The organism is Bradyrhizobium sp. UFLA03-84 (genome assembly GCF_002289535.1).
GTDB lineage: Bacteria > Pseudomonadota > Alphaproteobacteria > Rhizobiales > Xanthobacteraceae > Bradyrhizobium > Bradyrhizobium viridifuturi.
Map to the genome: position 1 here is coordinate 67,629 of NZ_NSJY01000014.1, position 24,045 is coordinate 91,673.

Annotated in this window: 28 protein-coding genes; 18 read left to right on the forward strand and 10 right to left on the reverse strand. The window is 63.3% G+C overall.

The window, feature by feature from the left end:
* Positions 1–458: 458 nt before the first annotated feature.
* From CK489_RS22050 to CK489_RS22070, 5 genes are all read left to right on the forward strand, one after another.
* Positions 459–1,682, forward strand: a complete 1,224-nt coding sequence (locus tag CK489_RS22050) for an ABC transporter substrate-binding protein (RefSeq protein ID WP_095733786.1) — start codon at positions 459–461, stop codon at positions 1,680–1,682.
* Between the two features lie 94 nt (positions 1,683–1,776).
* Complete coding sequence (locus tag CK489_RS22055) at positions 1,777–2,652, forward strand: branched-chain amino acid ABC transporter permease (RefSeq protein WP_095733787.1); 876 nt, start codon at positions 1,777–1,779, stop codon at positions 2,650–2,652.
* A gap of 1 nt (position 2,653) precedes the next feature.
* Positions 2,654–3,580 carry a branched-chain amino acid ABC transporter permease gene (locus CK489_RS22060; protein ID WP_095733788.1) on the forward strand — a complete coding sequence of 309 codons (927 nt, stop codon included), beginning with the start codon at positions 2,654–2,656 and terminating at the stop codon, positions 3,578–3,580.
* Positions 3,581–5,059 carry an ATP-binding cassette domain-containing protein gene (locus CK489_RS22065; RefSeq protein WP_095733789.1) on the forward strand — a complete coding sequence of 493 codons (1,479 nt, stop codon included), beginning with the start codon at positions 3,581–3,583 and terminating at the stop codon, positions 5,057–5,059. It abuts the gene before it with no gap.
* Positions 5,060–5,101: 42 nt separating this feature from the next.
* Complete coding sequence (locus CK489_RS22070; protein ID WP_095734606.1) at positions 5,102–6,343, forward strand: ABC transporter substrate-binding protein; 1,242 nt, start codon at positions 5,102–5,104, stop codon at positions 6,341–6,343.
* A gap of 116 nt (positions 6,344–6,459) precedes the next feature.
* Here the strand turns inward: CK489_RS22070 and CK489_RS22075 are convergent, their stop codons facing one another.
* Positions 6,460–7,674 (reverse strand): NAD(P)/FAD-dependent oxidoreductase, encoded by a 1,215-nt coding sequence (locus CK489_RS22075; protein ID WP_095733790.1) that lies wholly within the window; start codon positions 7,672–7,674, stop codon positions 6,460–6,462.
* A gap of 82 nt (positions 7,675–7,756) precedes the next feature.
* The gene (locus tag CK489_RS22080) at positions 7,757–9,391 is read right to left on the reverse strand and encodes a thiamine pyrophosphate-requiring protein (protein ID WP_095734607.1); all 1,635 of its coding nucleotides are present in this window, start codon (positions 9,389–9,391) and stop codon (positions 7,757–7,759) included.
* 324 nt (positions 9,392–9,715) lie between these two features.
* On the opposite strand from CK489_RS22080, the gene CK489_RS22085 reads away from it, so the two are divergent.
* Positions 9,716–9,880 (forward strand): Flp family type IVb pilin, encoded by a 165-nt coding sequence (locus CK489_RS22085; RefSeq protein ID WP_050424338.1) that lies wholly within the window; start codon positions 9,716–9,718, stop codon positions 9,878–9,880.
* 238 nt (positions 9,881–10,118) lie between these two features.
* On the opposite strand, the gene ku is transcribed toward CK489_RS22085, so the two are convergent.
* Positions 10,119–11,096 (reverse strand): non-homologous end joining protein Ku, encoded by a 978-nt coding sequence (gene ku, locus CK489_RS22095; protein ID WP_095733791.1) that lies wholly within the window; start codon positions 11,094–11,096, stop codon positions 10,119–10,121.
* Between the two features lie 253 nt (positions 11,097–11,349).
* Here ku and CK489_RS41795 point away from each other — a divergent pair, with 253 nt between their 5' ends.
* The 9 genes from CK489_RS41795 to CK489_RS22135 all read left to right on the forward strand — a co-directional run bounded on the left by CK489_RS41795 (position 11,350) and on the right by CK489_RS22135 (position 15,802).
* Entirely contained in the window at positions 11,350–11,502 is a 153-nt protein-coding gene (locus tag CK489_RS41795; protein ID WP_167350126.1) for a hypothetical protein, read from the forward strand.
* Positions 11,503–11,697: 195 nt separating this feature from the next.
* The gene (locus CK489_RS22100) at positions 11,698–11,877 is read left to right on the forward strand and encodes a hypothetical protein (RefSeq protein ID WP_050626282.1); all 180 of its coding nucleotides are present in this window, start codon (positions 11,698–11,700) and stop codon (positions 11,875–11,877) included.
* A 32-nt stretch (positions 11,878–11,909) separates the two neighbouring features.
* The gene (locus CK489_RS41800; RefSeq protein WP_167350127.1) at positions 11,910–12,068 is read left to right on the forward strand and encodes a hypothetical protein; all 159 of its coding nucleotides are present in this window, start codon (positions 11,910–11,912) and stop codon (positions 12,066–12,068) included.
* Positions 12,069–12,108: 40 nt separating this feature from the next.
* Complete coding sequence (locus CK489_RS40905; RefSeq protein WP_143278200.1) at positions 12,109–12,429, forward strand: hypothetical protein; 321 nt, start codon at positions 12,109–12,111, stop codon at positions 12,427–12,429.
* A 162-nt stretch (positions 12,430–12,591) separates the two neighbouring features.
* Positions 12,592–12,879, forward strand: a complete 288-nt coding sequence (locus CK489_RS22115; protein ID WP_050626285.1) for a hypothetical protein — start codon at positions 12,592–12,594, stop codon at positions 12,877–12,879.
* A gap of 55 nt (positions 12,880–12,934) precedes the next feature.
* Positions 12,935–13,351, forward strand: a complete 417-nt coding sequence (locus tag CK489_RS22120; protein WP_050626286.1) for a hypothetical protein — start codon at positions 12,935–12,937, stop codon at positions 13,349–13,351.
* Positions 13,352–13,448: 97 nt separating this feature from the next.
* Positions 13,449–14,477, forward strand: a complete 1,029-nt coding sequence (locus tag CK489_RS22125; protein WP_502694138.1) for an NAD-dependent epimerase — start codon at positions 13,449–13,451, stop codon at positions 14,475–14,477.
* Positions 14,478–14,579: 102 nt separating this feature from the next.
* Positions 14,580–14,792 carry a hypothetical protein gene (locus tag CK489_RS22130; protein WP_244485924.1) on the forward strand — a complete coding sequence of 71 codons (213 nt, stop codon included), beginning with the start codon at positions 14,580–14,582 and terminating at the stop codon, positions 14,790–14,792.
* 800 nt (positions 14,793–15,592) lie between these two features.
* Positions 15,593–15,802, forward strand: coding sequence for a hypothetical protein (locus CK489_RS22135; protein WP_050626288.1), 210 nt, complete (start codon positions 15,593–15,595; stop codon positions 15,800–15,802).
* 184 nt (positions 15,803–15,986) lie between these two features.
* Here CK489_RS22135 and CK489_RS22140 read toward each other — a convergent pair whose 3' ends face one another.
* Complete coding sequence (locus tag CK489_RS22140; RefSeq protein ID WP_050424306.1) at positions 15,987–16,175, reverse strand: hypothetical protein; 189 nt, start codon at positions 16,173–16,175, stop codon at positions 15,987–15,989.
* 667 nt (positions 16,176–16,842) lie between these two features.
* Here CK489_RS22140 and CK489_RS22145 point away from each other — a divergent pair.
* The gene (locus CK489_RS22145; protein ID WP_095733792.1) at positions 16,843–17,217 is read left to right on the forward strand and encodes a helix-turn-helix domain-containing protein; all 375 of its coding nucleotides are present in this window, start codon (positions 16,843–16,845) and stop codon (positions 17,215–17,217) included.
* A gap of 30 nt (positions 17,218–17,247) precedes the next feature.
* On the opposite strand, the gene CK489_RS22150 is transcribed toward CK489_RS22145, so the two are convergent.
* Positions 17,248–17,553 (reverse strand): hypothetical protein, encoded by a 306-nt coding sequence (locus CK489_RS22150; RefSeq protein WP_050626290.1) that lies wholly within the window; start codon positions 17,551–17,553, stop codon positions 17,248–17,250.
* A 101-nt stretch (positions 17,554–17,654) separates the two neighbouring features.
* Between CK489_RS22150 and CK489_RS22155 the strand changes: the two genes are divergently transcribed.
* Positions 17,655–19,091 carry an undecaprenyl-phosphate glucose phosphotransferase gene (locus CK489_RS22155; protein ID WP_095733793.1) on the forward strand — a complete coding sequence of 479 codons (1,437 nt, stop codon included), beginning with the start codon at positions 17,655–17,657 and terminating at the stop codon, positions 19,089–19,091.
* Positions 19,092–19,131: 40 nt separating this feature from the next.
* On the opposite strand, the gene CK489_RS22160 is transcribed toward CK489_RS22155, so the two are convergent.
* The 5 genes from CK489_RS22160 to CK489_RS22180 all read right to left on the reverse strand — a co-directional run bounded on the left by CK489_RS22160 (position 19,132) and on the right by CK489_RS22180 (position 22,612).
* Positions 19,132–19,728 (reverse strand): hypothetical protein, encoded by a 597-nt coding sequence (locus CK489_RS22160; RefSeq protein ID WP_143278201.1) that lies wholly within the window; start codon positions 19,726–19,728, stop codon positions 19,132–19,134.
* Positions 19,729–19,732: 4 nt separating this feature from the next.
* Positions 19,733–20,509, reverse strand: coding sequence for a metallophosphoesterase family protein (locus CK489_RS22165; RefSeq protein WP_095733795.1), 777 nt, complete (start codon positions 20,507–20,509; stop codon positions 19,733–19,735).
* 7 nt (positions 20,510–20,516) lie between these two features.
* The gene (locus tag CK489_RS22170) at positions 20,517–21,809 is read right to left on the reverse strand and encodes a hypothetical protein (protein ID WP_095733796.1); all 1,293 of its coding nucleotides are present in this window, start codon (positions 21,807–21,809) and stop codon (positions 20,517–20,519) included.
* A gap of 123 nt (positions 21,810–21,932) precedes the next feature.
* The gene (locus CK489_RS22175; protein WP_143278202.1) at positions 21,933–22,196 is read right to left on the reverse strand and encodes a hypothetical protein; all 264 of its coding nucleotides are present in this window, start codon (positions 22,194–22,196) and stop codon (positions 21,933–21,935) included.
* 113 nt (positions 22,197–22,309) lie between these two features.
* Positions 22,310–22,612: a hypothetical protein gene (locus CK489_RS22180; RefSeq protein WP_143278203.1), complete on the reverse strand. Its 303-nt coding sequence runs from the start codon at positions 22,610–22,612 to the stop codon at positions 22,310–22,312.
* A 298-nt stretch (positions 22,613–22,910) separates the two neighbouring features.
* On the opposite strand from CK489_RS22180, the gene CK489_RS22185 reads away from it, so the two are divergent.
* Entirely contained in the window at positions 22,911–24,023 is a 1,113-nt protein-coding gene (locus CK489_RS22185; protein ID WP_094193671.1) for a polysaccharide biosynthesis/export family protein, read from the forward strand.
* The last annotated feature ends 22 nt before the right edge of the window (positions 24,024–24,045 follow it).

A 24,045-nucleotide genomic window follows, 5' to 3' on the forward strand; every position in this document is an offset into this window, starting at 1 on the left:
AGCGCTTGGCAATTCGCATCGGTGGTTATGGGTCCCGGGCTTCGCCGGGACGACGATGAGGACGGTTCTCGATTCATCGTCTTACACCACGCGACGTCAGCGCCCGCGAGAGACGCTGGTGCCTGAGCCGAGAAGCGGCAGCGTACTGGATCGCCCGGTCGAGCCGGGCGATGACAGCTGAGGATGAGGGCAGCTTCGGAACTGCGCACCCAGGCATGACGAGAGGAGAGATCGTCACCCACGACTCTCATTTATTCCCGCGCTGCCTCATCTTTGTTCAGCCGCAGAGTCCCCACCCACTACTTTAGTTGTCGTCCGTGCATGGCGATCTGCGCGCAGTTTCACTTGCTGCGCATTTTGTCGCGGCTATAGTCCCGCCCCAAGAGCTCGAAGTAGCCGAAAAACAACAAGAGGAGAGAAACAGAGTGACAAGAACATCGCGACTGCCATTTCATGCGATGCAGCAATTCGCCGGAGCAGCCGCTTTGGGCCTTGTCGCGCTCGCGCCCGGTGGGGCGCAGGCCGCCGACACCCTCAAGATCGGCGTGATTGCCGAAGCGCAGGCGATTGCCGGTGCGTCGATCCCGCAGGCGGCGCAGCTCGCTGCCGATGAGATCAACGCCAAGGGCGGCATCGACGGCCGCAAGATCGAAATCGTCTCTTACGACAATCACTCGTCCTCGGCGGATTCAGTGCGCGCATTCCAGCGCGCGGTCAACGAGGACAAGGTCAACGTCGTCATCTCGAGCTACATCAGCGAGGTGGTGCTGGCGCTCGAGCCCTGGGCCTCGCGCCTGAAGACGCCGTTCGTCACGCCCGGCGCCGCCTCCAACGAGATCAGCAAGAGCGTCCACGCCGACTACGAGAAGAACAAGTACACCTTCCACGGCTACCTGACCTCGGCGGCGCTGGCGCTGTCGGTCTGCGACGCCGCCAAGGAGCTGCTGGTCGATCAGAAGCACATGAAGACCGCGGTCATCATGAGCGAGGACGCGGCCTGGACCAAGCCGCTCGACGTCGGCTACGAGGAATGCCTGCCGAAGATCGGGCTCAAGGTCGTCGACCATATCCGCTTCTCGCCCGATACCACCGACTTCACGCCGATCTTCAACAAGGTCGAAGCCGCCAAGCCCGACGTGATCATCACCGGCATCTCGCATGTCGGCGTGCAGCCGACGGTGCAGTGGAAGAACCAGCAGGTGCCGATCCCGATGTTCGGCATTTCCTCGCAGGCGACCAACGAGACCTTCGGCAAGGACACCAACGATGCGGCGGAAGGCGTGCTGTATCAGGGCGTGTCGGGCCCGAACGTCGCGGTGACGCCGAAGTCGGTGCCGTTCGCGGAAGGCTTCAAGAAGCGCTACGGCAACTATCCGTCGTATGCGGGCTACACCGCCTATGACGAGGTCTACTACATCGCCGATGCGGTGAAGCGCGCCGGCTCGGTCGAGGCCGACAAGGTGGTCGATGCGCTGGAGAAGACCGATTGGGAAGGCACCATCGGACGCGTCCAGTTCTATGGCAAGGATGACCCCTTCACCCATTCGATCAAGTACGGCAAGGGCCTGATCACCGGACTGATGCTGCAGTGGCAGGGCGGCAAGCAGGTCGCGGTCTGGCCGAAGGAGATCGCCAAGAGCGATCTCAAGTTCCCGAGCTTCATCAAGCTCACCACGAACTGACTGATGATCATGCTCCCGGGCCGGTCCCGGGAGCATCGCTATTCAGTCCCGCGTCCTCCACAACAGGCAGCGCTGCTGCCGCGGCCGATATGAGATGCTTGCCTTACAAATCCTGATCGATGGCTTCGCCATCAGTGCACTCTATGCGCTCGGCGCGACCGGCTTCACCCTGATCTTCGGTGTCTCCGGCGTTCTCAACCTCTCCCACGGTGCCATCATGGTGGCGGCAGCGGTCGCGGCCTGGGCCGCGGCCAGCGTGCTGCACCTCGACATCTGCACCGGCGCGCTGTTCGGGGTCGGCGTGGCGCTGATCGTGTCGTTCGCGACCTATTTCGCGGTCGTGAAGCCGATCCAGAACTCGACGCGGATCCCCAACGAGGAAAAGGAAATCTTCGTCCTCACCGGCACCCTGCTGTGGGGCATCATGATCCAGGAGCTGATCGCCTATTTCTTCACCAACAACGCCAAGACGGTGCTGCCGATCGTCGAGGGCGTCGTCGACATCTTCGGCAACCGCACCCCGCGCAACAACATCTTCACCGCACTGGTGTGCTGCCTCGTGATCGGCCTGCTGTGGCTGCTGGTGAATCGTACCCGCACTGGCAAGGCGGTGCTGGCGGCCTCGATGAACCCGCGCGGCGTCACCTTGCTCGGGCTCGAGCTCACCCAGATCTACATCGTGGTGTGGGGCATCTACGGCATCCTCGCCGGCATCGCCGGCGTGCTGCTCGGCATGTTCCTGGGGGTCAGCTCCTACAGCGTCGGGCCGCTGACCGCGAGCGCGTTCTCGATCGTGGTGCTCGGCGGCCTCGGCAGCGTGTCGGGCTCGCTGATCGCGGCCTTCGTCGTCGGCTATCTCGAGACCATCACCGCCTACATGATCTCGCCGGCCTACCGCACCATTCCGGCGCTGCTGCTCTTGGTGTTCGTGATGTATATCCGGCCCCAGGGCCTCTTGGGGAGGCGCTGAGATGGCCAACTTCTTCACGTCGCGCCTGTTCTTCATTTCGCTCGCCTGCGTGGCGGTTGCGGCGACGCTGCCGCTCTATGTCTCCGGCTACATCCTCGGGCTGCTCACGGTCGCGTTCTATTTCGGCGTGTTCGCGATGGCCTGGGACCTGCTGTTCGGCTTCGCCGGCGAGGTCAATTTCGGGCCGACCTTCCTGATCGGCACCGGCGCCTATACCGCCGGCATCCTCAACAACCAGTTCGGCTGGTCGGTCTATCTCTGCATCCTGCTCGGCGCGCTGGCCTCTGTGGTCGCGGGCTTCGTGCTGGCGCTGCCGGCGCTGCGGGTAAGGGGACCCTATTTCGGCCTCACCACGCTGGTCGCGGTGTTGATGTTGCAGAACTTCGTCGTGGTGTTCGCTGACCTGACCGGCGGCGAGATCGGGCTCACGATTCCCGACGTCATCACCATCAATGCCGGCGTCAATTACTGGATCGCGCTCGGCTTCATGACCATCAGCGCGGCGATCCTGTATGGCCTGTCGCAATCGCCGGTCGGACTCGTGCTGCAGGCGAGCGGGCAGGACCCGGTGCAGGCCGGCGCGCTCGGCTTCAACATCGTCAAGCACAAGCTCGCGGCCTTCATCGTCAGCGCCTTCTTCTCGGGCCTGTCGGGCGCGCTTTTGGTGTTCTACTTCGGCACCGCCTCGGTCGGCACCGTGGTCGACGTCGCAGTCGGCGTGAACGTGATCGTGTCCGCCGTGCTCGGCGGCCGACGCACCGTGCTGGGGGCGGCGCTCGGCGCCATCTTCCTGATCGTCGCCGGCGAATTCCTGCGCCCGACCGGCGAGCTTGCGACCTTCATCGTCTCGGCGGTGGCGCTGCTCGTCGTGCTGTTCTTCCCCGGCGGTTTCCTCGGAGCGGCCCTGTCACGCGAGGCGCGCTCTTAAATGGATCAGACCGTGACCACTGCAACGCTCACCGTCCGCGGATTGACCAAGAGATTCGGCGGCCTCACCGCGGTGAAGAATCTGAGCTTCGAGCTGCGCCCCGGCGAGATCCTCGGCCTGATCGGGCCGAACGGCTCTGGCAAGTCCACCGCGATGAAGAGCGTGATGGGCATCGAGCGCCCGAGTGCGGGCGAGGTGCTGTTCGAGGGCGAGAATGTCGCCGGCCTGCCGGCGCACAAGATTGCGCGCAAGGGCTTTGGCATGGTGTTCCAGCACTCGCGGCCGCTGAACCGGCAGACCGTGCTGGAAAACATCATGGTCGCGCTGCTGCCCGACAGCCTGTTCATGCTGTTTCCCGACAAGGCGCTGACCGAGCGCGCCAAATGGATCGCCGAGCGCGTTGGCCTCGGCGCAGTGATGGACCGTCGTCCACCGACGCTGCCGTTCGCCGATCTGCGTCGGCTCGAGCTCGCCAAGGCGATCGCGCGCGACCCGAAGGTGGTGCTGGTCGATGAGCCCTTTGCCGGCCTGACCAGCGCCGAGGTCGGCATGTTCTCGCAACTGATCCGCAGCTTCCGCGACGAGGGGCGCGCAGTGATGCTGGTCGACCACAACGTCAAGAGCGTCGCGGCGCTGGTTGACCGCGTGCTCGCGATGTATCTCGGCGAGGAGATCACGACCGGCCGCGCCGAGGACGTGATGAAGAACGAGACCGTGCGGCGGGTCTATCTCGGCGGCGCGATCGAGACCCATGCGCGGCCCGAGACCTCGTTCAAGGACAAAGTGCCGCTGCTTCAGGTCGAGAATGTCAGCGTGCATTACGGCAAGGCGCAGGCGCTGGAGAACGTCTCGATCCACGTCCATGAGGGCGAGTTCGTCTCCATCGTCGGCTTGAATGGCGCCGGCAAGACCACGCTGTTCAACACCATCTCGGGTTTTTTGCCCTACACCGGCGAGATCCTGCGCGGCGGCGAGAAATTGCGCGGCACCGGGCCTGCGAAGATCGCCCGCTCCGGCCTCGTGCAGTGCCCGGAATCGCGCGAATTGTTCGGCGAGATGACGGTGCGGGAAAATCTCGACCTCGGCGGCCAGCATCTCGACGATGCGGCGCGGGCCAAGCAACTCGCCTGGCTGTTCGAACTGTTCCCGATCCTGAGGGAGCGTCAGGGCCAGATGGCGCAGACGCTGTCCGGCGGCGAGCAGCAGATGCTGGCGATCGGCCGTGCGCTGATGATGCAGCCGCAGATCCTGATCCTGGACGAGCCGACGCTCGGCTTGGCGCCGGTCATCCTCGAATTGTTGTCGAAGGCGCTCGAGAGACTGCGCCAGACCACCAAGATCACGGTGCTGCTCGGCGAGCAGAACGTGACCTTCGCGCTTCCTCATGCCGACCGCGTCTATGTGCTGGAGCACGCGCGGATCGTCTGGGAGGGCGATCCGGGCCGGTTCGCCGCGGAGGCCGGCAAGGACTTTCTCTGACGTTCGACGATTTGAAAAATAACAAAGCAAAGGGAGATGATCATGTCAGGATATTCAACCGCCGCCCGCGGGAGCCTGCTGGCGACTGCGCTCGCGCTCTGCCTCGCGGCGCCGGCCTATGCGCAGTCCAAGGATCCGATCAAGATCGGCGTGATCGCCGAGGTGCAGTCGATCGCCGGTGCGGCAACTCCGGGCGGCGCGCAGATCGCGGCCGACGAGATCAACGCCAAGGGCGGCGTGATGGGCCGCAAGATCGAGATCGTCACCTACGACAACAAGAGCTCGTCGGCGGACTCGGTACGAGCATTCCAGCGCGCGGTGAGCGAGGACAAGGTTTCCGCCGTGATCGCAAGTTACATCAGCGAGGTCGTGCTGGCGCTCGAGCCGTGGGCTTCGCGACTGAAGATGCCGCTGATCACGCCCGGCGCCGCCTCGAACGAGATCACCAAAGCTGTTCATAACGACTACGAGAAGAACAAGTACACCTTCCACGGCTACCTGACTTCGGCCGCGCAGGCGCAACTCGTCTGCGACGCCGCCAAGGAGCTTCTGGTCGACCAGCTCAAGTTCAAGTCGGTGGCGATCATGAGCGAGGACGCGGCGTGGACCAAGCCGCTCGACATCGGCTACGAGGCCTGCCTGCCGAAGGCCGGCCTGAAGGTGGTCGAGCACATCCGCTTCTCGCCCGACACCACCGACTTCACGCCGATCTTCAACAAGATGGAAGCCGCCAAGCCCGACGTGATCGTCACCGGCATCTCCCATGTCGGCGTGCAGCCGACGGTGCAGTGGAAGAACCAGCAGGTGCCGATCCCGATGTTCGGCATCAGCGCGCAGGCGCTGAGCCCGTCGTTCTGGGGCGACACCAACGGCGCCGCCGAAGGCGTGCCCTCGCTCGCGGTCGCGACCCCCGACGTTGCGGTGACGCCGAAGACAAAGCCGTTCGCGACGGCCTTCAAAGCTAAGTTCGGCACCCCACCGGCCTATACCGGCTACACCGCCTACGACGAGGTCTACATCATCGCCGAAGCGATCCAGCGCGCCGGCTCGACCGATCCGGACAAGATGGTGGCCGAGCTGGAGAAGACCGACTTCGAGGGCACGATCGGCAAGATCCAGTTCTACGGCAAGAACGACGAGTTCACCCACGGCATCAAGTCCGGCCCAGGCGCCGTCACCGGCCTCGTGTTCCAGTGGCAGAACGGCAAGCAGATCACGGTCTGGCCAAAGGCGATCGCGGAAGGGAAGCTGAAGTTCCCGGACTTCGTGAAGTTGTCGCAGTAAGCGCGGAAACCAAGCACGCCGTCATTGCGAGGAGCAGAGTGACGAAGCAATTCTATCCGCGCAAGCAGTGCGATGGATTGTTTCGTTTCGCTCGCAATGACGGTGGTGGGGAGAAGCTATTTGCGCGTCGGCGGCGCCGCCTGGATCGTCGGCGCGGCGGCCGCGAGCAGCGCGGCGCGATCGCCGTTGCGCGGCGGATAGATGCGCTGCCGGTTGATGGTCTGCTTGGTGAGCTTGGCGGCGGCGCCTGTGGTGTGCACCTCACGGTCCCAGCCGGTGGTGTAGAGCGCGCCCCAGGTGCCGAGATCGAGCACCGTCACGTACCAGTCGATATTGAGCGGTAGCAACTCTTCGCCAAACAGATCGGCGACCACATTGTGTCCGGCAAACCGGCCCATCGGCCGCGCGAACTGGCACGACATCACGGTCGGATGTTCGCCGTCGATCAGGCAGGCGGCGACGTCGCCGGCGGCGAACACGCCGGGCAGGCCTTCGACGCGCATGAAATGATCCACCGCGAGGCGGCCGAGCGCGTCGCGCCTGGCAGGCAGCATCGCGGCGAGGGGGCTCGCATGCATGCCGGCGCACCACACCACGGTCGCGGCCGGAATGACTTCGCCCGAGCCTAATGTGATGCTGTCGGCGCCGACCGCGCTAACCCTGACGTTGAGCCGTGTCTCGACGCCGAGCGCGGACAGCGCCTCGTTGATGACCGGGCGGCCATGCGCGCCGAACGTCGCGCCGACCTCCGGATTGGGATCGATCAGGACGACGCGATGATCGCCGGTGATGCCAGCGTGGGCGAGCTTGGCCGGCATCTCGGCCGCGACCTCGATCCCGGTGAACCCGGCGCCGACGACCGCAACCGTCGAACGTGCCGGCGACGCCGGCTGCTTGCCGAGCGCGGCAAGATGCGCGTCGAGCCGCGTCGCCGCTTGATACGTGTCGACGTCGAAGCCATGGGCGGCAAGGCCTGATATGGCGGGGCGGACCAATTCGCTGCCGGTCGTCAGCACCAGCCGGTCATAGGTCAAGGTCTCCGCGCCGGAGTTCGTCTTGACCACGACCTCGCGCTTCGCCGGATCGATCGCCGCGACCTCGGCGACCCGATGCCTGACGCCGACCGGATCGAGCAGTTGGTCGAGCGGCAGCGCGACATCGGCGAGATCGACCTCGTAATTGCGCACCCGGATGTTGTGATAGGCGTTGCGATCGACGACGAGTATCTCGGTATCTACCGCCCGCGCACCGATCTCGTCGCGCTTGCGGGCGGCGCCGAGCGCGGCCCACAGACCGGCAAAGCCGGCCCCCAGCACCAGGATGCGCGCCATCTCTCCCTCCGATCGTTGGTCGGAGGGAGCTTGCCTGCGCAGGCGCGGTCAAATCAAGTGGGTGAGGGCGTGTGAGGTGCCGTCACGTCCCCGGGCGCGACACCTCGGTCTCCTTGCTGGTGATGAATTCCAGCAGCACCGGCACGCCCTCCTTGGTCTTCTGGATGCCGCGCTTGATCGCGGGGATGATGTCCTCGGGCCTGGTCACCCGCTCGCCATGGCCGCCGAAGGCGCGGGCCATCGCGGCGTAATCGCCGGAGATGTCGGTGGAGCGGTACTTCTCGGTCGAGATCGGCATCACCTTCAGCTCGATCGCCATCGAGAAGTTGTTGAGCAGGATCGACATGATCGGAATCCGCTCGCGCACCGCGGTCTCGAAATCCATCCCGGTGAAGCCGATCGCGGCGTCGCCCCAGACATTGATGCAGAGCTTGTCGGGCTTTGCCAGTTTGGCGCCCATCGCAAGGCCGAGACCATAGCCGAGCTGCGTGGTCTTGCCCCAGCCGATATAGGACAGCGGCTCGACCGACTTCCAGAATGGCGACAGCTGGTCGCGCGGGCTGCCGGCGTCATGGGTGATGATGGTGTTGTGGATGTCGACGGTGTGCTGCAGGTCCCACAGCACGCGGTAGGGATTGAGCGGCGCGTCGTTGTGCGTCAGCTTCGGCATCCACTTGGCGAGCCATTCCTTGTGCGACGCGGCGATCTCCTCCGCGACGGCGCTCGCGTTGCGGTCCGCGGTGACTGTCTTGCCGATCTCTTCCAGCAGCGCGTCGAGCACGAGGCCGGCGTCGCCGACCAGCCCGATCTTGGCCTCGACATCCTTGTTGATGTGGTTCGGATCGAGCGTCGAATGGATGATGGTCTTGCCCTTTGGCATCGCGATGCCGAACGAGGTTTCGGTGAAGGAGCAGCCGATGCCGAAGATCACGTCGGCTTCAGCGAGAAATTTCGGCACCGCGCGCGGCACCGCAAGGCCGCCGGAGCCGAGCGACAGCGGATGCGTCTCAGGGAATGACGACTTGCCGCCGAGGCTCGTGGTGACCGGGATCGCGAGCCGCTCGGCGAGCCGCTTCAGCTGCGGCCAGGCCTTTGCGTAGTGCACGCCCTGGCCGGCATAGATCACCGGACGCTTGGCATTGACGAGCAGGGCGGCGGCTTCCTTGATGTGAACGGGATCGGCGCCATAACGGGTGCGCAGCACCGGCGTGTAGTTCAAGGGCTCCGGCACCTCCTCGTTCCACATGTCGGCGGGGATCTCGACAATCACAGGCCCGCCGCGGCCGTTCTTCAGCTTGGTAAACGCGCGGCGGAAAATGTTACAGACCTCCGGGGCGAGATTGATCGGCTCCGAGGACTTGGAGAACGCCTTCATCGCCTGGCTGGAATTGAAGTTCGGGTCGATGTTGGCGAGTCGCCGCGCATAGCCCATCGGCAGCACCAGCACGGGCACGGATTCGCCGTAGCACTGCGCGACGCCGCCCATCGCGTTCTCGGCGCCCGGGCCGTGCTGCATGCAGAACGCGCCGATCTTCTCGCCCGAGGTGACGCGGGAGATCGCGTCCGCCATGTGCACGCCGATGCGCTCCTGGCGCACCATCACGGGGCGGATATCGGCGGCGGCGGCGTATTCGATCAAATGGTTGACGGGGTACCCCGTGAGGATCTCGATCCCCTCGCGCTTCATGATTTCCGCGATCGCGGTGCCGAGCTTCATGACGGTCACTCCCATTGGATGCGGCCGGTTCGCTCCGGCCTCGTTGTCGCCCTGTCCGATAAAGGAACAGGATTTCGCTGGCTGGTAAAGCCGAGCGGCGGGCCGGATCAGGTAGTCCTGATATGCGTTTACGCCCAATCGCGGCTGGCCGCCTCGCGGGGCGAGGTCGCGATGCAGGCAAAACTAGTGGGGAGTTTCTCTGCAACCCTTAAGCGATCGTTCATCCTGTCCCTCAATGGGCCGTCAACCAATGTGGCCTAGTTTTGCTGGAATATTACTACGGCGCGGGAGAAAAAAGCCGCGAGCGTCGGACAGGAGCTTTTCATGCGCGCGTTGCTTGCAAGATTTCTGCGTGACGATGTCGGCGCTACGGCGATCGAATACGCCATCATTGCCGGCGGCATCAGCATCGTGATCGTCGCCGGCGTCAAAGGCATCGGCACCAGCGTCAGCGGCCAATTCAGCGCCGTCGGTGCGGCGTTCAAGTAAGCACCGCTGGACACGCTTTCGATTCAGCCGTTCTCGCTTTCTCCATTCAACGCGCGCAGCATCGCGATGCGCGCGAACATCAGCCCGCCGCCCCTTGTTTTAACGCGTTGACGAGATGCTCGGCCGCGACCTGCCCGCGCGCATCCTGATGGGCGTCTTCGGATAGCTTCATGATGTAGTCGGCGGCGCAACGTCACCAGCGTGCCGCCGCGATGCTGCTCCGCCGCGTAAGCGCCTCTCAGCCGGCCTTCTTGCGCGCGGCGGTGCCCTGCGCCCGCGTTGCCTTCTCGGCCTTCTTCGGCTCCGGCTTGACGGCTTCCCTGGGCTCGCGCTTGCCGCTGCCCGAGATCGGCAGCAGCATCTCGCGCTGGCCTTCGATGCGCTTCTTCGGCTTCTTGCCCTTCGCGGCCTTTGCTTCGGCCCTGGCGGGAGCAGCCTGCTTCTCGTTGGCGAGGCTCTTCTTCAGCGCGTCCATCAGGTTGATGACGTTGCCGCTGGCCTTCGCCGCGGGCTTGGCGATCTTGATGCCGTTGCGCTTCTGGTTGATCAGGTCGATCAGCGCCTGCTCGTAGCGATCCTCGAACTCCTCCGGATCGAACTCGGCGGACTTCTGCTCGACGATATGCTTGGCGAGATCCAGCATGTCCTTGGTGATCTTCACATCCTGGATGTCGTCGAAATATTCCTTCTCGCTGCGCACCTCGTAGGGGTAGCGCAACAGCGTGCCCATCAGCCCGTTGTCGAGCGGCTCGAGCGCGATGATATGCTCGCGGTTGGTCAGCACGACGCGGCCGATCGCGACCTTGTCCATGCTGCGGATGGTTTCGCGGATCACCGCGAAGGCGTCGTGGCCGACCTTGCCGTCGGGAACGAGATAATAGGGGCGGATCAGATAGCGGCTGTCGATCTCGCTGCGCGGCACGAATTCGTCGATCTCGATGGTGCGGGTCGAATCCAGCGCGATGTCGTCGAGCTCTTCCTTGGTGACCTCGATGTAGGTGTCGGTGTCGACCTTGTAGCCCTTCATGATGTCGTCAGTGGCAACTTCCTCGCCGGTCTCCGCATCGACCTTGGCGTATTTGATCCGGTGGCCGGTCTTGCGGTTGATCTGGTTGAAGGAGACCTTCTCGGTATCCGACGTCGCCGGGTACAGGGCAACCGGGCAAGTCACGAGCGAAAGGCGCAAAAAGCCCTTCCAGTTGGCGCGGGGGGCCATGGGGAAACTCCGATTACGCAACCGACGGAACGGTCAAGGATAACACCGGGAACCCCAGTTTGAAACAACACCGCCCGGTGAATCTGGCAACGGCGTTAACCGTGGCTTCAGCCTGCGCCGGTTTGACGCGGTGGCCGCAGCGGGCGCCGGGCCGTCGCCAGACGGCTCGGAACATCACTCCATATGCCGCGTTGGCCTTTCGAAGGGGAGCGGCAATCGCCGGAATTACAGGCACTTAAGCAAAGAGGTCGCCATGGCTAGGGAACAACACGGTCAGATCATCGAAACCCCGACCGAGGCGCGCCAGGCCGAACCCGGACCTTCGGTTCTCGCACTGCTCACAGCCTCGACCGGGCTCGCCGTTTTGATCCTTGGCATCGTCTGGTTCGCCTTCTTCCGGGTGTAGGCGCTGCTGACGATCGTCTCCCGTGTGCGAGGTGTCCATTGTCGAAGTGAGATGCCGTTGAAGCAGGGTGCCATGCGCGTGAGGGTGCGTACGCTCGCTTCCGGCGTCGGCCGCTTGAGCATGCGGATGCATGCCGTCTGTCAAGCTGCGCGGCGACTCGACGCGTGACGCGCATGCGCGCCGCGGATCGCCAACATGCGCGTGGAAATTCCGGCGCAGGCTGCTGCGATGGGCGGCGAAATCATCCCTGACCATCTGGCGAAGAAACTTGAGCCGGATTTTGAGCGAAGGCTCGCGGCTTCACGAGATTTTGCGCTGAGACCCGTGATGCGCGCTGCGGTGGCGCGTCACGAGATCATCGAAATTGGCTGCTAGCTGATTTGAATCAGATACGCCTTGAGCTTGAGATGTTCTTTCCGCAAGAAGAAAAAAACTCGTTGTTGGCGCGCTTCAAGGAGAAAAGCGTCTCAGGTGTCTTCGTCGGACTGACGGTGCTGGCGATGGCGGGGTGGATCTATCTCCTCAGTTCGATGTTCCTGAAATTCATGCTGTGGTGGTTCTCCTGAAGCGCTTTGCGCGAGAACAACCGGTGTTGGCGCCTGAGCATTGTCGCGCCGTTTGATTGCACAAAAATTGCAGCGGCTGAACATTCTTTCGGCGCGCCCAATCATGATGTCGTCACAACTTCGAATGTTAATAACATCGGGGCTAACGTGGACGACTGTGATGCTTTCTCCTGTTCTCATTCTTGCCGCGGCGTTCGTCGCCGGCTTCCTCTCCGGCTTCGCCGCGCGCTCGTGGCGGTCGCACAAGCGCCGCGCGCAATATCGGATCTATGCGCCCTATGTGGCACCGTCGGCCGCTCGATCGTCGAGGCGGGAACAGCAACCGGTTTCCGCGTTCGGCCACATGCGCCGCGCGTTCTAGCGGGGGCTAGCTCCACAGAGGTAGCGCGACAGTGTGGTGCGTTGGGGTTGGCGGGCGACATGCAATCGGTCATCTTGTCTTCGTTGCGGCAGCCGGGCTGGGTCCGCGTGCCGGTCTGGTCCCGCCGTCGGCCTGCGCGGATCGCGAGGGAACTTGCACAGCATGAGTGATCTCAGGGGACATTCGCCGAGGCGGTATGTCGTCGACGTCAGTGGCCGGCGCGTGCTGGTCGGTCTCACGCTCGAAGAGACGTCGGAATTCGAAGGATTGGACACTTCCCTGCCGGTGGACGGGGAAGCTCGGAACCAGGAGGCCTTGAGCGCCGAGCCGATACCGTCGGCCGTCGAGGGGCGGTGGCTCGAACTCTACGACAAGCATGACAAGGCCTGGATCAAGTGGAAGGCCGACCTGAGGGCCGGGCAAGAGGGCGATTCACCCTTTTTTAACTAAGACCGGGCGATTTTTGAGCGATACTGCCTGAATGGCCCGAACCGGATACTGACAGATGTTTCAGCTGTTTTTGCGGGCTCGCGCCCACGACCTGATCCGGTCGCGGCGTAGCGAGGAAGGTTTCAAGGCACGCTCGGCCGAGCGCGATGCCGAGACCGATCGCGCCCGGATCGGATCGATCATGGCCGCCATCGAGGCCGCGTTGCAGGCGGCCGAAAGCGAGCAATCCGGCCTTGGCCGCCGCGTCGACGATGTTCTGGCCCGCGCCGCGGTGACACTGGGCAACGGCACCGACGAATATCTGGAACGCGAGGCGCTTGACAATTATCATCAAGACCTGTTTGACGCCGAGATCTCCAACGGCCAGCGTCGGCTGAAGGAACTGGCGACCGAGATTGCGCACTTCAAGTTCATGAAGGCCGCGGTACTGAGCCGCTTTCCGGACTACAAACCTGCGGCCGCCAGCAACTGACGCACCCCGCAGCCGGAACTCGACGGTAGTCGCTGCGGCCCGCGCCTGACTGCGCGTGCGGCCTGCTCCGGCGCAAGGCGAAAGGAACAGGCGGAACGTGGTGATCGCAGGCAATCTACTCGTCACGGGCTGCGCCGGCTTCATCGGCTTCCATCTGGCGGAGCATTTGCTGCGGGCAGGGCAGCCGGTCATCGGCATCGACAATCTGAACCAGTATTACGACCCGGCGCTCAAGCGCGCGCGGCTCGATCTGCTCAAGCAGCACCGGGGGTTCACCTTCCTGGAGCTCGATCTCGCCGACCGCGCCGGGATGAAGGCGCTGTTCGAGCGTTATCGCTTCGAGGTCGTGGTGCATCTCGCGGCCCAGGCCGGCGTGCGCTACTCCCTGCAGAACCCGCATGCCTATGTGGATTCCAACCTGGAGGGCTTTCTCAACATTCTCGAGGGTTGCCGGCACACGGCGTGCAAGCATCTGCTGTTTGCGTCGTCATCGTCGGTCTACGGGGCGAACACCAAGCTGCCGTTCTCGATCCACGACAATGTCGATCACCCGGTCAGCCTGTATGCCGCGACGAAAAAGGCCAACGAGCTGCTCGCCCATTCCTATAGCCACCTCTATCGCATCCCGACGACCGGGCTGCGGTTTTTTACGGTCTACGGGACTTGGTACCGGCCGGACATGGCGCTCTACGCGTTCGCGGACGCGATCACCAAGGGGAAACCGATCCAGCTGTTCAACAACGGCAACATGCGGCGCGACTTCACCTATGTCGACGACGTGGTCGAGGCGATGGTGCGGCTGATCGACCGCCCGCCCGCGGGCGACGTCAATTGGTCGGGAGCGCATCCCGATCCGGGGTCGAGCAAGGCGCCGTGGCGCGTCTACAATATCGGCAACAGCAGGCCCGAAGAATTGATGCATGTGGTGGCGTTGCTCGAGCAGGGCTTCGGCCGGCGGGTCGAAAAGCAGTTGCTGCCGATGCAACCTGGGGATGTGCCGGAGACGGCAGCTGACGTTTCCGACCTGGAGCGAGACATCGGCTTCCGGCCGCAGACCCGGATCGAGGACGGCGTTGCCAAATTTGTCGACTGGTATCGGGCTTATCACGACATCGATCGGAAATAGTGCGCTCTTCGCAGATCCAACCTTGAGAAAAACTTGCGCGGCGTGGAACGGAGTGTGGCAATGCGAGTTATCACGGGTTTTGCCGTAGCTTCAGTTATGATCATGTCAGGAGCAATCGCTCCGGCGATCGCGATCGACGTCCAGGTCGCACGCGCCTGCGATGCTCTGGTGGCGCGCGCATTTCCGCCGCGGCAACCCGGCAATCCCGCTTCCGGCAGCGCGAGGGGTGGCGCTAAGGATCAGCGCGACTATTTCAACAAGTGCGTCGCCAACGGTGGCAAGATGGATGACGACACGCCTGCCAAATCGAAATAGCGCGGCGATCGCGACGCGCCGCCAATTAGCGATGCTTATGGCGATTGATGGTGCGAACGGCTGTTTGCTGCAGTGAACGTGCAAAGCGCATGTGGGATGAAGCGCGAAGTGGTCTGTCGAAGCCGCATCAGCGTCGCTCATTTTGAATTAGAATAGCATTGTCGGATTTGGTCCGGATTCGAGACGAATCTCTTTGCACGATCGAACGTGAAGCGCTGAATCTTTCCGTCTTATCGCCAGGGCGCCGATCGGAACGCCCGACGTTCGCGGCGCCCCGATGTCTGCGGTCGGCGCGGATGGCTGCGCGCATCCATGCCGCTTAGTTTAACCTGTTATGCGCTGCGCAAATCCGATTGATCGAGTGCAGCAGATTTAGTGTGTGCATGTCGTCGTTGGTGGAATATCTGGTTCGCGGCTGGAACATCGCCTGAAGCCGCCGGCCTTTGGCGCGGCGACATTGTGATCTCGCGCAGGCGTTCCGCCGGTTTCCCTCGCGATCGCGGCGATCGATGATCGTCAAATGATTTCATGCTCTTGGTCGCGCCGTGCGGCCGGCACCTGTTGCGTTCTTCGGCCGCGCGTCGCATCGCTGCCGTCGACATCCCATCGCAGCGACACAATACGGCCATCGATTAAACCTTTCGCGATCAGGTTGTGGAACCAAATTGGAAAAATTTCTGTCAGCGTAACGTTGGTCGCAAACCTGCCCCATTAACCGCTTTCCATGTGCGTGATCTAACTCTGTCATCGAAACTTCAATCACATCGCTCATACCCTTAACCGCAGAGCGAGGGCGCGCCATGAAGCAGCACAAGATTCAACACTTGCATCAGCCGATCGAAGAGGCGTTGCTCGCGACCAACCAATCGCTGCGCAACGAGGTCGTTGCGCTGATGCTGGATATCGCTGAGCTGCGTGAAATCCACGAGCGCCCGGTTGCGTCCCGCTCGTTCGGTGTATCGCGTGAGCAGACCACCCCGCGCGCCGCGCTGCGCCGGGTTCATCGCTGACGTCCGTCCGCGAATTTCTCACCACGCAATTGCCGCCACTTCCGCGCCATCCGGCGCGGGTGGTGGCTTGTCCATGATCGCGGACAACTCAATTTAAGATTGAGGCGTGGATCGCCTGCCGATCATGCTGCGGGCCGCCGGACGGATTCAGCGATGCGTCTGCATCGAGGGGCGCGGGGGCGTATCAGTGCTCTTGTCGCACCGGCTTGTGCGCCACGACGTCGGACAAGCGCTCGCGCAGGATCCAGGTCTGCAGGACCAACTCGACGGCGGTATGCCGGAGCTCGGAATTCTCCGCGACGAGCCGTTCCAGGGCGTCGGTCGCCTCGCTGGACGCGGACTGCTTCCCCTCGAAGACCTTGAGACGCGCCATGGTGTCGATCCTCGTAAAATCTGTTGATCAGAGGCGGGCTCTGACAAGCGTCAGCACAGAATAGTTCGCAGACTATCCGGCGGTCGTGGCTCCGCCTGATGGTCTCGGGTGGGAAAGCGCTTAATTGATAATTCGCGGATCGAGCTATGAGAGTTAGGTGTCGTGAAAATAATCCTCAAATATGTTGAAACTCTCATGACACCTAACGTCTTAGTAACTACCGCCGCGCGTGCGCGGCTGCAAGCTACCGGACGCGAAGGTCGCGGGATTAATTTGTTAGAATTTTGTGAAACTTCTGCTTGAACGCCGGCGTAACTATCACGGAGAGGCATGGTGCACTCACAATCTGTCGAGGGACCGATTGGATGTTCTCATTTGCTTCTCATTCAGGAATGCAAACGGTGCGCCAGTTATCCAGATCAAATTCTCATACGCAGAAAGTCGTATAACTTTTCCTGTGAGGCCGGTTCGGCGCGGGAATATTGCTCATATATTTCGGTAAATACCTTGCAGCTTCGGCGTTTCTTCGCAAAATGCAGCGTTACCGACGGCAAGTTTGAGGCTCCCGAAAGACCCCCGGGAAATCCTCAATTTGAATTTCCTGTTGCATTTACATAGCTTATAGGCCATGCGATGATTGCTAATCTAGGGGGCAATGAGATGACCAATGAGGCGTCATTCTACTGAGGAGATCACTTCCAAGGTCAAACAGGCCGAGGAACTCATGGCGCGGGGGCAGTCACAAGCCCAAGCGTGCAAGGTGCTGGGCGTTAGCGTGATGACATTTCACCGCTGGCGCAAGCAGGAGGCCGCGCGCGGCCATCCGGCGAATGGTACTGTGACCGAACTCGCCACTCGCACCGATGATCGAGATGGGATCCCCCACGTCCACAACCGTATTGACGAATTGCGGCTGGAAAATGAACGGCTGCGCCGGATCGTGACCGATCTGCTGCTCGAGAAAATGAAGATCGAGGAGAAGCTTGCGGTCAGGTCCAACGGCGGGAACGGCTTGCCCCGCCGGGGTGAAGTCCAGAGCTGACGATAAGCTGATCCGTTATAAGCTGATCCGTTAATGGATACGCGAGGGCCTGGGCGCCAGCAGCAGCTGGTCGCTCAGATGCGCTTTCTCTGATCGTGCGCGAAGCTCTTCGAGGATTGGACGTAGCCTCTCCTGAGCGAGGTCCAGACCTTTGACAATGTCCTGATTCGGCATTTCGGCCGGAAAGCGGGCCGATCGCAGCTTGGTTTCGACCGCCTTGACCAGTACCTCGACGTCGTCGCGGTGCTGGCCGGCGACCAGCTCCGCGCCCATCAGGCGGATCAAGTGGAGGAGGGCCACCAGCGCGGCCTCGGTTTCGCCAGCCGAAGAACTCATGGATGCTCTCTGCCTGATATTGCCGGCAGGTCTTGCGAGCTCACGGCCTGCCTGATACTGATAATGCACATATGAATTGTTAACACGAATGTTAATTCCCGATGACCGACCTGTCGGACGCTCGATTAGCGAAGGATCCGGTTAACGTCGGCGCGTTCGCTTTTGCTTCGCTCGAGGCGTTTGCCGTCGCTTTCGAGATGATCATCGTCGTGCTGTCCAGCATCATTGGCGGTGCGGCCTATCACCTGTTCTACTACCACACGGTTTATAGCAACAGATTCGAGGGTTTTCTAGGCATCGGGGTCCTCGCCGCCATCCTTCACATGTTCGTGGCGAAGTCGCAGGGCCTCTACAATGCACAGGTGATGGCCGGGCTCGACCGGCGCTGGAGCAGCCTGCTCGGCGGGTGGCTGCTGGTCGTCCTGTTGATGACACTGATCATCTTCCTCCTGAAGGTTGGCTCCGGCGTCTCGCGCGGGTCGGTGATGTCATTCGGCCTGATCGGCGGCCTCGGGCTGGTGGCTGGACGGATGCTGCTGCAGGCGCCGCTGCAACGTGCGATCGACCGCGGCATGCTGGCGACCCGCCGCGCCGTCGTGGTCGGGTTGGCGGACGAATTGTCACGGGTGCGGCAATCGAGCCTGCTGCGCGATTTCGGCCTCAGCGAGGTGCGACGGGTTCAGCTGTCGGGCCAGTCCGACGACGCGGGCGACCGCGCGGGTGTTGCGTCAGCCATTCGTGCCGCGCGTGAGTGCGGCGCCGACGAGATCATCCTGGCGATGCCCTGGCAGCAGGAGCCGCGCATCCAGTTCGTCTGCGATCAATTGCGGGCGTCGCCGCTGCCGGTGCGGCTGCTGCCGGATCGAACTGCGGAGAGATTCCTCGCGCTGCGGATGGTGGCGAGCGGCCCGATACCGACGCTGGAAATGCAGCGCTCGCCGCTCACCGCGGTTGAGCGTGCGGGCAAGCGGCTGTTCGACATCGTGGCGTCGAGCGGCCTGCTGGTGCTGTTCGCGCCGCTCCTGATCGGGACCGCGATTGCGATCAAGCTCGACTCCAAAGGCCCGATCCTATTCCGGCAACGCCGCAACGGGTTCGACGGCAAGCAGTTTACCATCCTGAAATTCCGCTCGATGCATGTGCTCGAGGATGGCGACGTCATCGTGCAGGCGCGTCCGAACGATTCACGGCTGACCGGGATCGGCGCGACGCTGCGCCGCCGCAGCATCGACGAGCTGCCGCAGCTGGTGAACGTGCTGCGCGGCGACATGTCGCTGGTCGGCCCGCGGCCGCACGCGCTGGCCCATGACGACAAGTACTCGAAGCTGATCGCGAGCTATGCGCAGCGCCAGCACGTCAAGCCGGGCATCACCGGCCTCGCCCAGGTGCAGGGATTGCGCGGCGCGACGCCCGCGATCGAGGACATGCAGCTGCGCGTAGCGCACGACCTGATCTACATCAAGAGCTGGAGCTTCGTGCTCGACCTGCGGATCCTGCTGCGCACGGTCGGCGCGGTGCTGCGGCACAAGGGTGTCTGACAGGCCAGGCATCCGACGGCAGCCCGGGTGCCGACGCGCCTTATTCCGGAAGGCTCTGGTTGGCGTCCTTGAATTCCGCCTCGATGATGCGCCGGTTGGCGTCGGTCGCCACGCGATAGGCCTGGCCGACCGCGCCTTTGAGCTCCGGCGCGCGGGTGAGGATCAGGCGAATCTGCCGCTGCAGCAGGTCGACCAGCTCCACATCGCGCGTGGTGTCGACCTGCGCCAGCAGGATCAGGCGCGGCGCGATCAGATCGCTGCGGTTGAAGCCGGTGTAGTAGGACATCTTCAGCGCCTTCGATGCGGTCGGGTTCAGCCAATCGAACCGCCCGGTCGCCGAGGCGAGGCCGAACCAGGCGCCGGCATCCATCGGCGAGAGCCGAAGCGCGCGCGTGAAGGCGGCTTCGGCCGCCTCGGGCGAAGTCTGCAAATCGCTCCAGCCGTCACGCAGCCACAGCTCGCTTCTGATCACGCCGATGCCGGCCGCGAGCGACGGCTTGCCGCGCGATGTATCGGCGGCGAGCCACCAGGCCGACAACGCCAGTGTCACGGCGCCGATCGCGGCCGCGGCCGGCGCGAAGGCCGGCGACAGCTGCCGTGGGTATCGCCGGAACGCGTCGGATATCGTGTCAGCCATCGTGCTATCCATGGCGCACGGCCCGGTTGCCGGTCATCAGCAGCGTTCGCCGTGCGCCCTCGAGCTTGACGCAGGTCAGGCGGCCGGTCGCATAGGCTCCGGTGTCGACATTGATGCGGTTGTGCAGCAGCTCGGCCTCATGCACCGGCGTGTGGCCGTGGACCACGACCTTGCCGAAATCATCTTCCGACATCAGGAAGTCGTCGCGGATCCACAGCAGGTCTTCCCTGCGCTGCTGGTTCAGCGCGACGCCGGGCCGGACGCCGGCATGCACGAAGAAGTAGCGGCTGTGCACATAACAGATCGGCAGCGAGCGCAGGAAGGCAAGATGCGCCGGCGGCATCTGGCGAACCAGCGCCCGCGCGAGCGCCCGGCGTTCCTCCGCGTCGGGATTCGACGAGGGCGTCAATCCATAGGACATCAGCGTTTGCAGGCCGCCGAACTGCCGCCACTGCGCCAGCATGTCGGGATTGACGAGAAACTCCAGCAGGCACGCCTCGTGATTGCCGAGCAAACAGACCATGCTTCGGGTGCGGCGGCGTTGATCGAGCATCGCGATCACCTCGCGCGAATCCGGTCCGCGATCGATGTAGTCGCCAAGGAACACCTGGATCGGCCGCACCGGCCGTGACTTGCGGATATCGGCATCGATGCGCGCGCAGATCTCGTGCAGCAGGTCGGCGTGGCCGTGGATATCGCCGACCGCGTAGATGCAGGTCTCGTCTCCCGCGTGCTCGAGGTCGCCGGTCTGGCCGACAATACGTTGGAGGAGGCTGCGCATGTACCGCCTAGCCCGCCTGCAACCGTGAACGGCCGATCCGCTGCGCCAGTCCTGTTCCGATCACGGCTCCCAACACGATCACTCCGGGCAGCGCCGGCAATTCCGGCAAGGTGAAGGCAGCGAGCAGCAGCGTCAGCAGCACGGCCGCGGCCGCCGCAGGATAAGACCAGTTGCGGCCGCGATTGCGCGCACCGGCCGTGAACGCCGCGATGCCGACGATCGTAACCGCGAGTAGAGTCCAGAACATGGCGGAACCGAACTGGACGATCAAGGCGGCGGCACTGGTCGCCACCACGGGCTGCGTGGCTGCGCCTTGCCAGTCCATGTAGGTCGACGCCAGTATTGCGGTGGTCCCGGCGCCGCTGCCGAGCGCGGGCAGGTCGGCGAGCAGATTGTGGGTCGATTGCACGAACTCCGCCGGTGCATCGGCGAAGGCTATGGCAAACGCCACATCGGGGTGGCGATTGGCAATCGCCGTCGCCAGGGCGATCAGCGCGATCGCGGCGGCAGCAGCAGCGCTGCTCCAGCGGTGCAGATGAAGTTTTCGCGCGGCGAAGGTCATCAGGACGAGGGCGATGCCCGCTGCGATTGCGATCGCGGCACCGCGACGGCCGTACCAGCAGGCGCTGGCGGCGCCGAACAGTGCGCCGGCGGCGAACAGCCAGCGCAGTTGCGCGAGCTGCGCCGCCGTGTGGCCATCGGCATGGCCACCGGTGTCGAGCGTGCGCGCCAGGCCAAGCGGAATGCCGACGAGAACGACGACCAGTAAGCCGTTTGCGGTCCGATCGCGCGCCGCGTCGCCGGCACCGAGCCAGGTTTTGATCGGATCGCTGTACAGCAGCAGGATCAGGGCCGCGACGGTTGCGGTTGCCGCGATGCTGCGGGCCACCATGTCGGCGCGGCGGGCATCGATCGCGATCGCCGCGGCTGATATCATGACCGATAGCAGTGACAGCCAGACCAGCAGCGCGCCGAGGCTTGCGCCGGTATCGATCGTGATGCTGCCGCTGAGCGGCATCCCCAGCGTTTCACCGGCGAATTTCCACACCGGATGCGCCAGGAACGGCAGTGGCAACATCTGCAGGATGATCCAGAGCATCGGTATCAGCGCCACTGCAACGGCTGGCCCGGCGACCGATTTCAGGAATGACAGTTCACCTGGACGGATCACCATCAGGCTCGCCAGCAACCCAAGCGACGTTGTGGTGCCGGCGAGGCCAATGGCGAGCGAGGCGTCGAGCAGACCCAGCGGAATCGACGTACCGATCAGGATGCAGATGAATGCCGTGACGTTCCACACGAGAGGGCAAGTCCTGAGGTGGGGTTCCTGCGGAAGATGCGAACGCAAGGCAGCGGGATGCCCCGGGCCCGCGGCGAGGTCAATGGAAATCGGGCACGCCGAATTTGGGAGCGTAGTGCCGCGTCAATGCGGACGGCGCAAGGCCAGCAGCGGCGTCGAGGAGCGGGACCAGAACAGCGGCGCGAGTGCGCTCGCGAGATATCCGCCTTGCAGCGATACGATCGCGGTGATCATGAGCAGCATCGTCTCGGACCACACGAGGCGCGTGCCTGCGATGACGGCCAGCAGCGTGAGTTCCGCAAGCATGACGGGCACCAGCACCAGGCAGTGCTGGCGCAGCCCGAGAACCGCACCGCCGATCAAATTGCCAAGGAAAACAAATAACATAACCAACCCTGCGACCGCATGATAGCGGGCCGGGTCCTAAGCCTGGGTTAAGCCGATCGTCGCAAATCGGCCGGCACGCGAATGGCTGGGTGGTTATGTTAGTCGATTAACAATCAGAATGGGCGCAGATCGCCGTAGCTGTAGGCCGCCCAATAGTCACGGCCGCCATAGGGGCCATAGGCGCCGTAGAGCGGCGCGCAGGAGTAGCGATCGGGACAGCCGTGCCAGCACACCCGCTTCCACTGGCAGACATCGCCATGACAATATTGCAGTCGCTGGCAGTTACCGCCGACGCGCTGCACCGCGCGCGGGGTCGGAGAAATGCTCAATTCCGCGGCAAAAGCGCCCGAATTGCCAATGCCGAGCAGCAAGGCGACGGTTCCCAAAGCGATCGCCAGTGGCTTCATGCGAGGCATCGAACCCTCAATCGTTAAACTCAAACCATCTCATTCACCGATAACTGGGACATCACGCGAAATCAAAGCCGGAGTGATGCCGCACGGGCCGTTTGCATCACGGTATCGCGCCGGTGTCGCCGAATTGCCTCACCTTGCTAACATTATTTATCAATTGTACCGCACTATATCGCGGAACCTTGTGATTGTGATAGTCGGCATGTTACGGCACGGCCGGAGTATTTGAATGTCGCGTGCGAATTTCATTCGGATAATGATATTGCTTGCGGCCGCCGTTTCGGTCAGCGGTTGCCATTATATGCCGACCAACGGTCCGACCAGCTCCGATGTGGTCGCCGGGCAGAAGGACCCGGAAAGCCTGCCCTACGCGATGGTCAAGATCACGCCGCAGGTCGAGAACGTGCTGGCGTCGTTCGCGCCGCAGCTCGCCGGCGGCATTCAGGGCCCGCCGCCGAAAGATATTCACTTCGGCATCGGCGACGTCGTCAGCGTCACGATCTTCGAGGCCGCCGCCGGCGGTCTGTTCATTCCGGTCGAGGCCGGCGTGCGTCCCGGCAACTACATCACGCTGCCGAACCAGAACGTCGATACCGACGGCAACATCTCGGTGCCCTATGCCGGCGCGATCCGTGCCAAGAACCGCACGCCGACCGAGGTGCAGCGCTCGATCGTCGACGCGCTGAAGAACCGCGCGATCGAGCCGCAGGCGGTTGTCGCGCTGATCGAGCAGCGCACCTCGCTGATCTCCGTGCTCGGCGAGGTCAATTCGCCGAACCGCTTCCCCGCCAACGCCGCGGGCGAACGCGTGCTCGATTCGATCACGCGCGCCGGCGGCCCAAAAGGGCAGGGTTTCGACACTTGGGTGATGCTGGAGCGCGACGGCAAGCGGACGACGGTGCCGTTCGGCCAGCTGGTCTACGAGCCCAAGAGCAACATCTATGCGCATCCGGGCGACACCATCTATGTCTACCGCGAGCCGCAGACCTTCGTTGCCTTCGGTGCATCGGGCGCGCAGGGACAATTCAATTTCGAAGCCTGGCGCATCTCGCTCGCCGAAGCGGTCGCCAAGGCGGGTGGCCTGAACGATTCCTCGGCCGACCCGGCCTCGGTGTTCGTCTATCGCGGCGAGTTGCCGGAAGTCGCCGCCAAGCTCGGCATCGACGTCAGCAAATATTCAGGGCCGATCATCCCGGTCGTCTACAACATCAATTTCCGCGATCCGGCCGGCTATTTCCTGGCCACGCGTTTCCAGTTGCGCAACAAGGACGTGCTCTATGCGTCGAATGCGGCATCCGTCGAGGACGCCAAGCTGATGCAGCAGATCCGCCTCGTGACCGCAACGGTGAACGATCCGATCGTGGCCGCCTACAACGCAACCTTACTTCGTAATTCGATCAAGCTTGCGCCCTGATATTGGGGCGTAAGCCGGCTCG